We start from the raw sequence: 11,835 nt of genomic DNA on the forward strand, positions 1-11,835 counted from the left end.
GCCTCGTGCAGGTCGGCGCCGTCCACGTTCGACACGAAACGGAACGTCAGCTCCCGGTCGGTGAACGGCCGCAGCGCCTCGTAGGCCATCGCCGGGCCGAGGTCGGAGCCGCCGATGCCGATGTTGACGACGTTGCGGATCCGCTTGCCGGTGTGGCCGGTCCACTCGCCGGAGCGCACCCGGTCCGCGAAGTCCGCCATCTTGTCGAGCACGGCGTGCACGCCCGGGACGACGTTCTCACCGTCGACCTCGATCACGGCGTCCCGCGGGGCGCGCAGCGCGGTGTGCAGCACGGCCCGGTCCTCGGTGATGTTGATCTTCTCGCCGCGGAACATGGCGTCGCGCAGCCCGGACACGTCGGCCGCGGCGGCCAGCTCCTGGAGCAGGGCCAGCGTCTCGTCGGTGACCAGGTGCTTGGAGTAGTCGATCCGCAGGTCGCCCACGTGCACCACGTAGCGCTCGGCCCGCCCGGGATCCGCCGCGAACAGCTCGCGCAGACCGGGCTGCGGCAGGGCGTCCTTGCGGTGGTCCTCCAGGGCGGTCCACTCGGGCCGCCGGGTGAGCCGGGGGGTTCCGTCGGGGGAGTCAGACATGGGCAGGGGTCTCCTCGGTCGCCGCGCCGTTCAGGGCGACGGCGTACATCTCGTCCGCGTCGAGGCGCCGCAGCTCCTCGGCGATGAGTTCGGAGGTGGCACGGACCTTCAGCGCGAGGGTGCGCGACGGCTGGCCCGGCAGGGTCAGCGTGGCCAGCGGCCCTTCGGGGCGGTCGATGACGATCTCCCCGTGCTGCGTGCCCAGGCGCACCGCCGTCACCACCGGCCCGGCGGTGACCACGCGGTCCACCTGAACGTGCAGCCGTGCCTCCAGCCAGCGGGCCAGCAGCTCGGCGGCCGGGTTCTCGGCCTCGGCCTCCACCGCCGCCGAGGTGATCCGCGCCCGGGCCTGGTCCAGCGCCGCCGCCAGCATCGAACGCCAGGGCGTCAGCCGGGTCCAGGCGAGGTCGGTGTCACCGGGCGCGTAGGAGCGGACCCGGGCCTGGAGCGTCTCCAGGGGGTTCTCGACGGCGTACAGGTCGGTGATCCGCCGCTGGGCCAACGCCCCGAGCGGGTCCTTGGAGGGCACCTCGGGGGCGTCCACCGGCCACCACACCACCACCGGGGCGTCCGGCAGCAGCAGCGGCAGCACCACCGAGTCGGCGTGGTCGGACACCTCGCCGTAGGTCCTGAGGATCACCGTCTCGCCGGTGCCCGCGTCGGCGCCCACCCGGACCTCGGCGTCCAGCCGGGAGGACTGGCGGTCGCGCGGGGTGCGGGCGTGCCGCTTGATGACGACCAGGGTGCGCGAGGGGTGCTCGTGCGAGGCCTCCTCGGCCGCCTTGATCGCGTCGTAGGCGTTCTCCTCGTCCGTGACGATCACCATCGTCAGGACCATGCCCACGGCGGGCGTGCCGATGGCGCGGCGGCCCTGCACCAGCGCCTTGTTGATCTTGCTTGCCGTGGTGTCGGTCAGGTCGATCTTCATGGCCTGCGCCAGCTCCGTCCGTCTCGTGCGAGCATCTCGTCGGCTTCCTCGGGTCCCCAGCTGCCCGAGGCGTACTGCGCGGGCCGGCCGTGCGTGGCCCAGTACTGCTCGATCGGGTCGAGGATCTTCCAGGACTCTTCCACTTCCTGGTGACGGGGGAACAGGTTGGCGTCGCCCAGGAGGACGTCGAGGATCAGCCGTTCGTACGCCTCGGGGCTCGACTCGGTGAACGACTCGCCGTAGGCGAAGTCCATCGTCACGTCCCGGATCTCCATCGACGTACCCGGCACCTTCGAGCCGAAGCGGACCGTCATGCCCTCGTCCGGCTGGACGCGGATGACGATCGCGTTGGAACCCAGCTCCTCGGTCGCGGTGGAGTCGAACGGGGAGTGCGGGGCCCGCTGGAACACGACCGCGATCTCCGTCACGCGGCGCCCCAGCCGCTTGCCGGTGCGCAGGTAGAACGGGACACCGGCCCAGCGGCGGTTGTCCACCTGGAGCCTGACCGCGGCGTACGTGTCGGTCGTGGACGACTGGTCGATGCCGTCCTCCTCCAGGTAGCCGCGCACCTTCGTGCCGCCCTGCCAGGCCGCCGCGTACTGCCCGCGCACGGTGCCCTGCCCCAGGTCCTGCGGCAGCCGCACGGCCTTGAGGACCTTCAGCTTCTCGGTGAGCAGCGAGGCGGCGTCGAAGGCGGCCGGTTCCTCCATCGCGGTGAGCGCCATCAGCTGGAGCAGGTGGTTCTGGATGACGTCACGGGCGGCGCCGATGCCGTCGTAGTACCCGGCACGGCCGCCGATGCCGATGTCCTCGGCCATGGTGATCTGCACGTGGTCCACGAAGGACCGGTTCCAGATCGGCTCGAACATCTGGTTGGCGAAGCGCAGGGCCAGCAGGTTCTGGACGGTCTCCTTGCCCAGGTAGTGGTCGATGCGGAAGACCTGCTCCGGGTCGAACACCTCGTGCACGATGCGGTTGAGCTCCTCGGCCGACCGCAGGTCGTGCCCGAACGGCTTCTCGATGACCGCGCGGCGCCAGGAACCCTCCGGGGCGTCGGCCAGCTTGTGCTTCTTCAGCTGCTGCACGACCTTCGGGAAGAACTTGGGCGGCACCGAGAGGTAGAAGGCGTAGTTGCCGCTGGTGCCCCGGGAGGCGTCCAGCTCCTCCACGGCGGAGCGCAGCTGCTTGAACGCCGTGTCGTCGTCGAAGTCGCCCGGGATGAACCGCATGCCCTCGGCGAGCTGCTGCCAGACCTCCTCGCGGAACGGGGTGCGGGCGTGCTCGCGGACCGCGTCGTGCACCACCTGCGCGAAGTCCTGGTCCTCCCAGTCCCGGCGGGCGAAACCCACCAGGGAGAAGCCCGGCGGCAGCAGACCGCGGTTGGCCAGGTCGTACACGGCCGGCATCAGCTTCTTGCGGGACAGGTCGCCGGTGACGCCGAAGATGACCAGCCCGGAGGGGCCCGCGATCCTGGGCAGCCGGCGGTCCTGCGGGTCGCGCAGCGGGTTGATGAAGTCGGTGTCGGTGTCGGTGTCGGCACGGTCCGCGGACGGGACGGCCTCCGCCGTGCCGCTCACCCCGGTCTGCTCGACCCCGGCCGCCTCCTGCGCGGCCCGGGCCTCCTTGTCCTCCTTGGTGCCCTTGGTCTCCTGTTCGGCCGTCTGGGGGATGCCCTCGATGCCCTCGCTCATTGCGCGTCAACTCCCTTGCTGTTCAAGGACTTGGTGACCGCGTCCAGCAGGTCCTGCCAGGCCACCTCGAACTTGGCCACGCCCTCGTCCTCCAGTTGCCGCACCACCTCGTCGTATGCAATGCCTAGCCGTTCGACGGCCGCCAGGTCCGCGCGGGCCCGGTCGTAGCCGCCGGTGACGGTGTCGCCCCGGACGTCGCCGTGGTCGGCGACGGCGTTCAGCGTCGCCTCCGGCATGGTGTTGACCGTGCCGGGGGCGACCAGCTCGTCCACGTACAGGGTGTCCTTGTAGGCGGGGTCCTTCACACCGGTGGAGGCCCAAAGGGGGCGCTGCCGGTTGGCTCCGGCGCCTTCCAGGGCCTGCCAGCGCTCCCCGTCGAAGACCTGTTCGTACGCCTCGTAGGCGAGCCGGGCGTTGGCCAGGGCCGCCCGGCCCTTCAGGGCGAGGGCCTCGTCCGTGCCCAGCAGCGTCAGCCGCTTGTCGATCTCGGAGTCCACGCGGGAGACGAAGAACGACGCGACCGAGTGGATCGCCGACAGGCCGAGACCGGCCGCCCGCGCCTTCTCCAGGCCGGCGAGATAGGCGTCCATCACCTCGCGGTAGCGCTCCAGGGAGAAGATCAGCGTCACATTGACACTGATGCCCGCTCCGGTCACTTCCGTGATCGCCGGCAGGCCCGCCTTCGTCGCCGGGATCTTGATCATCACGTTCGGACGGTCCACCAGCCACGCCAGCTGCCGGGCCTCGGCGACGGTCGCCGCCGTGTCGTGGGCGAGGCGCGGGTCGACCTCGATGGAGACCCGGCCGTCCCGGCCGCCACTCGCCTCGTACACCGGCCGCAGCACGTCGGCGGCGGCCCGGACGTCGGCGGTCGTCATCATCCGGACGGCCTCGTCGACGGTCACACCGCGCACCGCCAGGTCCGCGAGCTGCTCCTCGTAGCCCGCCCCGGAGCCGATGGCGGCCTGGAAGATGGACGGGTTGGTGGTCACGCCGACGACGTTCCTCGTGGCGACGAGCCCGGCCAGGCCGCCGGACTCGATCCGCCGGCGCGACAGGTCGTCGAGCCAGATCGACACGCCCTCGTCGGACAGGCGTTTGAGTGCTCCCGCGGTCGCGGTCGCTTCGGTCACAGTCATCATCTTCTTTCGGGGCGTTCGGATCAGCCGCGGGCGGCGGTGAGGGATTCCCGCGCGGCGGCGACGACGTTCTCGGGGGTGAAGCCGTACTCGGCGAACAGGGTCTTCGCGTCGGCGGAGGCGCCGAAGTGCTCCAGGGAGACGATGCGTCCCGCGTCCCCGACGAACCGGTGCCAGGTCAGGCCGATCCCGGCCTCGACGGCGACCCGGGCCCGCACGGACGGCGGAAGCACGGCGTCGCGGTACGAACGCGGCTGCTCCTCGAACCACTCCACGGACGGCATCGACACGACACGGGTGGGCACACCGGCGCCCTGGAGGAGCTCGCGCGCCCCGGCGGCGACGTGCACCTCGGAACCGGTCGCGATCAGGATCACCTGCGGGATGCCGCCCTCCGCCTCGAACCGCACGTAACCGCCGCGCGCCGCGTCCGGGTCCGCCTCGTACGTGGGCACGCCCTGGCGGGTGAGCGCGAGGCCGTGCGGGGCCGGGGCGGTGCTGTGCCGCTTCAGGATCTCGGCCCAGACGACCGCGGTCTCGCCTGCGTCGGCGGGACGTACGACGTTCAGGCCCGGGATGGCCCGCAGCGCGGCCAGGTGCTCCACCGGCTGGTGGGTCGGGCCGTCCTCGCCGAGGCCGATGGAGTCGTGCGTCCACACGTACGTCACCGGCAGCTGCATCAGGGCGGACATCCGCACCGCGTTGCGCATGTAGTCGGAGAAGACCAGGAAGGTGCCGCCGTAGATGCGGGTGTTGCCGTGGAGGGCGATGCCGTTCATCTCCGCGGCCATGGAGAACTCGCGGATGCCGAAGTGGACGGTGCGGCCGTACGGATCGGCCTCCGGCAGCGGGTTGTCCGCCGGGAGGAACGAACTGGTCTTGTCGATGGTGGTGTTGTTCGAGCCGGCCAGGTCGGCGGAACCGCCCCACAGCTCGGGCACGACCGGGCCGAGCGCCTGGAGGACCTTGCCGGAGGCGGCGCGGGTGGCGACCGTCTTGCCGGGCTCGAACACCGGCAGGGCGTCCTGCCAGCCCTCGGGCAGCTCACCCTTGCTGACACGGTCGAACGTGGCGGCCCGCTCCGGGTTGTCGCCCCGCCAGGCGGCGATCCGCTTGTCCCAGGCGGCGTGCGCCTCGGCGCCCCGGTCCAGGGCCCGGCGGGTGTGGGCCAGCACCTCGTCGGCGACCTCGAACGACCGCTCCGGGTCGAAGCCGAGCAGGCGCTTGGTGGCGGCGACCTCGTCCTCGCCGAGCGCCGAGCCGTGCGAGGCCTCGGTGTTCCGCGCGTTCGGGGCCGGCCAGGCGATGATCGTGCGCATCGCGATGATCGAGGGGCGCTCGGTCTCCGCCTGCGCCGCCCGCAGGGCCGCGTACAGTGCGCGTACGTCGACGTCGCCGTCCTCCTGCGGCTCGATCCGCTGCACGTGCCAGCCGTACGCCTCGTAGCGCTTCAGCACGTCCTCGGAGAAGGCGGTGGCGGTGTCGCCCTCGATGGAGATGTGGTTGTCGTCGTAGAGGAGGACCAGGTTGCCGAGCCGCTGGTGGCCGGCGAGCGAGGAGGCCTCCGCGGAGACGCCCTCCTGGAGGTCGCCGTCGGAGACGATCGCCCAGACGGTGTGGTCGAAGGGTGAGTCGCCGCCGGGGGCGTCCGGATCGAACAGGCCGCGCTCGTAACGGGCGGCCATCGCCATGCCGACGGCGTTCGCGACGCCCTGGCCGAGCGGGCCCGTGGTGGTTTCCACCCCCGCGGTGTGACCGTACTCGGGGTGGCCCGGCGTCTTGGAGCCGTGCGTGCGGAACGCCTTCAGGTCGTCCAGGTCCAGCTCGTAGCCCGCGAGGTAGAGCTGCGTGTAGAGGGTCAGCGAGGTGTGGCCGGGGGACAGGACGAAGCGGTCACGGCCGCTCCACTCGGGATCGGCGGGATCGTGCCGCATCACCTTCTGAAAGATCGTGTAGGCGGCCGGAGCCAGACTCATCGCGGTGCCCGGGTGTCCGTTGCCCACCCGCTGCACGGCATCGGCCGCGAGGAGACGCGCGGTGTCGACGGCACGCCGGTCGAGTTCGGTCCATTCGAAACTGTCCGCTGTCTGCGTGCTCATCTTCAAGAAGTCCTCGCTCGGAGCGGAGTGGCTGGTCTGACGCGTTCAAAACTAAAAGTCTGACTTTTACGGTGGAAGGTCGGCGTGTGCCAGCCTGTGGTGAAAGTGGGACACCACCGGCGGCAGGGCGCACGAACGGGGCGGTACAAGGCGGATATGGCGGACAGAAACATCGAAGGCGGCGACGGGATCGATACCTTCCCCTTCCCGGTCGAACTCAGCGTCGGCGGCGTGGGCATGCAGGTCGGACCGATGGGGGCCGGCCGCACCTGGCACGCCGACGCCCCCCTGGAGCGCGTGCACCGCATCGACTTCCACGTCGTGATGCTGTTCGGCGCGGGCCCGGTCCGGCACATGGTCGACTTCACCGAGCACGAGGCCACGGCCGGGGACCTGCTGTGGATCCGCCCGGGGCAGGTCCACCGGTTCTCGCGCACCGGCGAGTACCGCGGAACCGCGCTGACCATGCAGCCCGGCTTCCTGCCCCGCTCGACCGTGGAGGCCACCGGCCTCTACCGCTACGACCTGCCGCCGCTGCTGCGCCCCGACGCGGCTCAACTCGCCGGTCTTCAGGCCGCGCTCGCCCAGCTGCGGCGCGAGTACGAGGACGCGGACACCCTCCCGCCGAGCCTGCACACCGCCGTCCTGCGCCATACGCTGTCGGCGTTCCTGCTGCGGCTCGCCGATCTCGCGGCGCGTTCGGCCCCGGCCCTGCACCGGCGGACCGACTCCACCTTCACCCTCTTCCGGGACGCCGTGGAGCGGGACTTCGCCACCAACCACAGCGTCAGCGCCTACGCCGACGCGCTCGGCTACTCCCGCCGCACCCTGGTCCGCGCGGTGCGCGCCGCGACCGGCGAGACTCCCAAGGCCTTCATCGACAAGCGTGTCGTCCTGGAGGCCAAGCGGCTCCTCGCCCACACCGAACTGCCGATCGGCCGGGTCGGCGCGGCGGTCGGCTTCCCCGACGCCGCCAACTTCTCCAAGTTCTTCCACCAACACACGGACCAGACCCCGGCGGCCTTCCGGGCGGAGCTGCGCTGAAGGCGCAGAAGAGGGGCTCCACGCGCGCGTGGAGCCCCTCTTCGTACGTGGTCAGTGCCCGAAGGTGAACCAGTTGACGTTCACGAAGTCCGCGGGCTGCCCGCTGGTGAAGGTCAGATACACGTCGTGCGTGCCGGTCACGCCGCTGATGTTCGCCGGGACGGTCCGCCACGACTGCCAGCCCCCGGTGCTGCCCACCGCGAAGCTCCCCACAGGCGCGTTGCTGCGGCTGTCCAGCCGGACCTCGACCAGCCCGCTGACGCCGCCCGCCGCGCCGCTCGCGACCCGGGCGCTGAACTGCCGGGCCGCCGTGGAGCCGAAGTTCACGCCCTTGAAGTGCAGCCAGTCGCCGCCTGCGAGCGCGCCGACGTTCTGCCCGCCGCCGGTGTCGGCCGTCGTCTCGGTGATCACGCCGGACTGGCCGTCGTAGGACTCGGCCTGGATGGCGGAGTAGGCGTCCCGGTTCCCGGTCGGCGGGGGTGTGGTGCCGCCGCCGGACGACAGCACCTGGACGTAGTCGACGACCATCGCGTGACCCGGCTGCGTCCCGGCGTCCGGGCCGCCACCGAAGGCATCGGGGAAGCCGCCGCCCATCGCGACGTTCAGGATGATGAAGAAGCCGTGGCCGGTGGCGTTCTTCCACGTGGTCGCGTCGACCTGGTTGGCGCGCACGGTGTGGAAGGTGACGCCGTCGAGGGAGAAGCGGATCTCCTCGACGCTCGTCGAGCGGTCCCACTCCATCCGGTACGTGTGGAAGCCGGCCTGGCAGGAAGTGCCCTGACAGGTCGTCGATCCGCCGATGCCGCTGGTCTCGTTGCAGGGGCCGCCCGGGGACGTACCGCAGTGCATCGTCGCGAACACCGTGTTCATGCCCTGGGTGTTCTCCATGATGTCCAGCTCGCCGACCGCCGGCCAGTTCCAGTAGTTGCCGCGGTACGGCGCGCCCAGCATCCAGAACGCCGGCCAGTAGCCCTTGGCGGCCGCCCCGGTGACGTTCGGCACCTGGATGCGTGACTCGACGCGGAGCTTGCCGCCGGCCGGGGGCTGGAAGTCGGTGCGGTTGGTCTCGATTCGGCCGGAGGTCCAGTTGCCGGCGGCGTCCCGCCGGGGCGTGATCCGGAGGTTGCCGTTGCCGTCGAGCGCGACGTTGGCCGTGCTGTTCGTCATCGTCTCGATCTCGCCGGTGCCCCAGTTGGCGGGACCGCCGGGATAGCCCTTGCCCGTCGCGTACTGCCAGTCGGCGGTGTTGACGCCGGAGCCGGCGGCGCCGTTGAAGTCGTCCACGAACACCTGCGTCCAGCCCGACGGGGGCGGCGGCGCGGAGGCGTTCGCGGACGGGGTGGCGACCGCGGAGGCGGCCGCCGCGAGGCCGAGGGTGCTGACGACGGCGACGAACGCCCGCCGGAAGGGGCGGGGTCTGCGGGGAGTGCTTGAGGTTCCGCTCATGTGGGGGCCTCTCGGGAAGGGGTGAGAGCGCTCTCAAAGTGCCGTCAATGTGCTCCACGGCGTCCGGGGCGTCAAGAGGTAAAGCCAGGAAAAGTGCTGAGGTCGTGGTGTGTGCACAGCTTGAACGCCCGGTGAGCTGGGGGAGTTGCGGATGGCGGGCTGCGCGGGAGTTGCGGACGACGGCGCGACGCGAGGGTCCGCGCGAGAGCGCTCTCAGCCGGTTCGCCCGGGACCCGCCTCGCGCTTCTTGGCCCGGTGACGCAGCACGTCGTCGACCATCAGCCAGAGAACGACAGGCACACCCATGGTCCACTCCGGAGGTTCGGCCCAGGCGAAGACGAGCCCGGCACCCCCCATGAGAACCAGCAGCGCCAGCGACCGCAGCATCCACCACCGCGCCCTGCCCGACCGTGTCATCGCCGGCTCCCCCCGTCGCGTGTGCCGCCCGGCACCCCGCAGAGTCGGACGCACGGCGGACCACGACGGTTGCCCGGCCGAACCCTCGGCACTCCGCGCTGTTGAACACGGGGCCGCGGGGCACTCGGGGTGGACGACGGACGACCGGTCGAGGCACCAGGAGGCATCCGTGGCCGTACGCCATCACCTGATCCGAGTCGGCCCGGGCGCCGTGTGGGACGTCCTCGCCGACGGCCACCGCTACGCGGAGTGGGTGGTGGGGACCGCCGAGTCCCACCCCGTGCGCGGCCAGTGGCCCCGCACCGGCGCGGCCATCCACTACGAGATCCGGCTCGGACCCCTGCGGCTCGACAACGAGACCGTCGTCCGCCACTGCGAGGAGGGCAGCCGGCTGGAGCTGGAGGCCCACGCCGGTGCGCTGGGCACGGCACGCATCGCCATCGAGCTGCGGCCCTGGGGCGAGCACTGCCTGGTGATCGTGGACGAGCACCCTCTGCGGGGCGCGGGCGGCCGGCTGCACAACGTCGGCTTCGAAGCGCTGATCCAGCTGCGCCACCGCACGATGCTGGCCCGCCTGGCCAGGCTCTGCGAGGCCGAGGCACGGACTCCGGGCAGCGGCCGCCGCCGCCCGCTGGGCCAGGTGACCGTGGGATCCGAGGCGGACGGAGCCGGCCATGCCTGACGCCGTGGTGATCGGCGCGGGCCCCAACGGACTGGTCGCCGCCAATGTCCTCGCGGACGCCGGATGGAGCGTGGAGGTGCTGGAGGAGCAGCCCGAACCGGGGGGCGCCGTACGCCACGACCGCGGTGTCGACCCCGACTTCGTCAACGACCTGTTCAGCTCCTTCTACCCCCTCGCGGCCGCCTCGCCCGTCCTGGCCGCCCTCCACCCCGAGGAGCACGGACTGCGCTGGAGCCACGCGCCCAGCGTGCTGGCCCACCCCCTCACCGACGGCAGCTGCGCCGTCCTGGACCGGAACATCGGCACCACCGCCGCGTCCCTCGACACCTTCGAGCCGGGCGACGGAGCGGCCTGGCGGCGGCTGCACGACGTGTGGCAGAGCCTGCGCCCCGGCCTCCTTCAGGCCCTGTTCACCCCGTTCCCGCCCGTGCGCGCCACGGCGCGGCTGGCGCTGCGGCTGCGGGCGGCGGGCGGACTGCGCATGGCCCGGTCCCTGGTGCTGCCGGTGCGGCGCCTCGGGGAGGAGGAGTTCCGCGGCGCGGGCGGCCGCCTGCTGCTGGCCGGCAACGCCCTGCACGCGGACCTCGCCCCCGAGTCCGCGGGCAGCGGCGGCTTCGGCTGGCTGATGACCATGCTGGGCCAGACCTACGGCTTCCCGGTCCCGGTCGGCGGCTCCGGCGCGCTGACCTCCGCCCTGGTCCGGCGGCTGGAGACCCTGGGCGGGCGGGTGCGCTGCGGGCAGCGCGTCGAGCACGTCGTCGTGCGCGGCGGACGGGCCGTGGGCGTGCGCACGGCGGGCGGGGACGCGGTACCGGCCCGCCGCGCGGTGCTGGCGGACGTGTCGGTGCCCGCCCTGTACGGCGGCCTTCTCGACCCCGAGCACCTGCCCGCGCAGCTCCTGGACGACCTGCGGCGCTTCCAGTGGGACTTCGCCACGTTCAAGGTCGACTGGGCGCTCGACGGCCCGGTGCCCTGGCAGGCAGAGCCGGCGTCCCGGGCCGGAACCGTGCACCTGGCCGACGGCATGGACGAACTCACCCGCTTCGCCGCGCAGATCGCCATGCGGCAGGTCCCGGACCGGCCGTTCCTGATCTTCGGCCAGATGACCACCTCCGACGCCACCCGCTCCCCGCAGGGCACCGAATCGGCCTGGGCCTACACGCACGTCCCCCACGAGATCCGCGCGGACGCAGCCGACGAGGGCGTCACCGGCCGCTGGGACACCAAGGACCAGGAGCTCATGGCCGACCGCGTCGAACGCCAGGTGGAGCGCTTCGCGCCCGGCTTCCGCTCCCGCATCCGAGGACGGCGCATCCTGGCGCCCCCGACCCTGGAGGCGCTCGACGGCAACCTCGCGGGCGGCGCCATCAACGGGGGCACCACCGCGATGCACCAGCAGCTCGTCTTCCGCCCGCTGCCCGGCACCGGCCGTCCGGAGACCCCGGTGCCCGGCCTGTACCTCGCCTCCTCCGGAGCCCACCCCGGCGGCGGGGTGCACGGCGCGCCCGGGGCCAACGCCGCCCGGGCCGCCCTGCGCCGCAACCGGCCCCCCGGTCTGGCCCGCGCCCAGCGGCTCCTCGCCCAACGCGACCGCACCGGAGCCAGGCGCTGACCCGGCCCCGCCCGGAAGGGTCCGGCTCCGTAAGGAAGTGCAGCCCATGAACAGCAGCCCGCTCGCCGAGCGCACCGTCGTCGTCACCGGGGCCGCCCGCGGCGTGGGCGCGGCACTGGCCCGCGAGGCCGCCCGGCGCGGGGCCCGGGTGGCGCTCGTCGGCCACGAGAAGCCCGTCCTGGAC

Annotated in this window: 11 protein-coding genes; 4 read left to right on the forward strand and 7 right to left on the reverse strand. The window is 72.3% G+C overall.

What is annotated here, in order from left to right:
• The 5 genes from GTY56_RS33980 to tkt form a co-directional block, all read right to left on the reverse strand.
• The coding region (locus tag GTY56_RS33980) for a phosphoglucose isomerase-related protein (RefSeq protein WP_524540174.1) at nucleotides 1-593 on the reverse strand (593 nt) is incomplete at its 3' end.
• The gene (gene opcA / locus GTY56_RS33985) at nucleotides 586-1,521 is read right to left on the reverse strand and encodes a glucose-6-phosphate dehydrogenase assembly protein OpcA (RefSeq protein WP_161369136.1); all 936 of its coding nucleotides are present in this window, start codon (nucleotides 1,519-1,521) and stop codon (nucleotides 586-588) included. The genes GTY56_RS33980 and opcA, both read right to left, overlap by 8 nt.
• Entirely contained in the window at nucleotides 1,518-3,212 is a 1,695-nt protein-coding gene (gene zwf / locus GTY56_RS33990) for a glucose-6-phosphate dehydrogenase (RefSeq protein ID WP_161369137.1), read from the reverse strand. The genes opcA and zwf overlap by 4 nt, the downstream gene beginning before the upstream one ends.
• Nucleotides 3,209-4,354 carry a transaldolase gene (gene tal, locus GTY56_RS33995; protein ID WP_161369138.1) on the reverse strand — a complete coding sequence of 382 codons (1,146 nt, stop codon included), beginning with the start codon at nucleotides 4,352-4,354 and terminating at the stop codon, nucleotides 3,209-3,211. Before tal ends, zwf begins: the two co-directional genes overlap by 4 nt.
• Before the next feature lie 20 nt (nucleotides 4,355-4,374).
• Nucleotides 4,375-6,450: a transketolase gene (gene tkt, locus GTY56_RS34000; protein ID WP_161369139.1), complete on the reverse strand. Its 2,076-nt coding sequence runs from the start codon at nucleotides 6,448-6,450 to the stop codon at nucleotides 4,375-4,377.
• A gap of 156 nt (nucleotides 6,451-6,606) precedes the next feature.
• Here tkt and GTY56_RS34005 point away from each other — a divergent pair, with 156 nt between their 5' ends.
• Nucleotides 6,607-7,494, forward strand: coding sequence for a helix-turn-helix domain-containing protein (locus GTY56_RS34005; protein ID WP_161369140.1), 888 nt, complete (start codon nucleotides 6,607-6,609; stop codon nucleotides 7,492-7,494).
• Nucleotides 7,495-7,545: 51 nt separating this feature from the next.
• Here the strand turns inward: GTY56_RS34005 and GTY56_RS34010 are convergent, their stop codons facing one another.
• Together GTY56_RS34010 and GTY56_RS34015 are read right to left on the reverse strand one after the other, a co-directional pair.
• Complete coding sequence (locus GTY56_RS34010; protein WP_161369141.1) at nucleotides 7,546-8,940, reverse strand: glycoside hydrolase family 16 protein; 1,395 nt, start codon at nucleotides 8,938-8,940, stop codon at nucleotides 7,546-7,548.
• A 213-nt stretch (nucleotides 8,941-9,153) separates the two neighbouring features.
• Nucleotides 9,154-9,357, reverse strand: coding sequence for a hypothetical protein (locus GTY56_RS34015; protein WP_161369142.1), 204 nt, complete (start codon nucleotides 9,355-9,357; stop codon nucleotides 9,154-9,156).
• 169 nt (nucleotides 9,358-9,526) lie between these two features.
• On the opposite strand from GTY56_RS34015, the gene GTY56_RS34020 reads away from it, so the two are divergent.
• The 3 genes from GTY56_RS34020 to GTY56_RS41675 all read left to right on the forward strand — a co-directional run.
• Complete coding sequence (locus GTY56_RS34020) at nucleotides 9,527-10,039, forward strand: SRPBCC family protein (RefSeq protein WP_161369143.1); 513 nt, start codon at nucleotides 9,527-9,529, stop codon at nucleotides 10,037-10,039.
• Nucleotides 10,032-11,651, forward strand: coding sequence for a phytoene desaturase family protein (locus GTY56_RS34025; RefSeq protein WP_161369144.1), 1,620 nt, complete (start codon nucleotides 10,032-10,034; stop codon nucleotides 11,649-11,651). The genes GTY56_RS34020 and GTY56_RS34025 overlap by 8 nt, the downstream gene beginning before the upstream one ends.
• Nucleotides 11,652-11,697: 46 nt before the next feature.
• On the forward strand, nucleotides 11,698-11,835 hold a 138-nt coding region (locus GTY56_RS41675), incomplete at its 3' end, for an SDR family NAD(P)-dependent oxidoreductase (protein ID WP_161369145.1).

Source organism: Streptomyces sp. SID5643, assembly GCF_009872555.1.
In the GTDB taxonomy this organism is placed as follows: Bacteria; Actinomycetota; Actinomycetes; order Streptomycetales; family Streptomycetaceae; genus Streptomyces; species Streptomyces iakyrus.

Excerpts from the sequence above, each read along its gene's own strand:
- GTY56_RS34015 (WP_161369142.1), bottom strand. The coding sequence starts at position 9,357 with ATGACACGGTCGGGCAGGGCGCGGTGGTGGATGCTGCGGTCGCTGGCG.
- tkt (WP_161369139.1), bottom strand. The coding sequence starts at position 6,450 with ATGAGCACGCAGACAGCGGACAGTTTCGAATGGACCGAACTCGACCGG.
- GTY56_RS34005 (WP_161369140.1), top strand. The coding sequence starts at position 6,607 with ATGGCGGACAGAAACATCGAAGGCGGCGACGGGATCGATACCTTCCCC.
- GTY56_RS34010 (WP_161369141.1), bottom strand. The coding sequence starts at position 8,940 with ATGAGCGGAACCTCAAGCACTCCCCGCAGACCCCGCCCCTTCCGGCGG.
- GTY56_RS34025 (WP_161369144.1), top strand. The coding sequence starts at position 10,032 with ATGCCTGACGCCGTGGTGATCGGCGCGGGCCCCAACGGACTGGTCGCC.
- tal (WP_161369138.1), bottom strand. The coding sequence starts at position 4,354 with ATGATGACTGTGACCGAAGCGACCGCGACCGCGGGAGCACTCAAACGC.
- opcA (WP_161369136.1), bottom strand. The coding sequence starts at position 1,521 with ATGAAGATCGACCTGACCGACACCACGGCAAGCAAGATCAACAAGGCG.
- zwf (WP_161369137.1), bottom strand. The coding sequence starts at position 3,212 with ATGAGCGAGGGCATCGAGGGCATCCCCCAGACGGCCGAACAGGAGACC.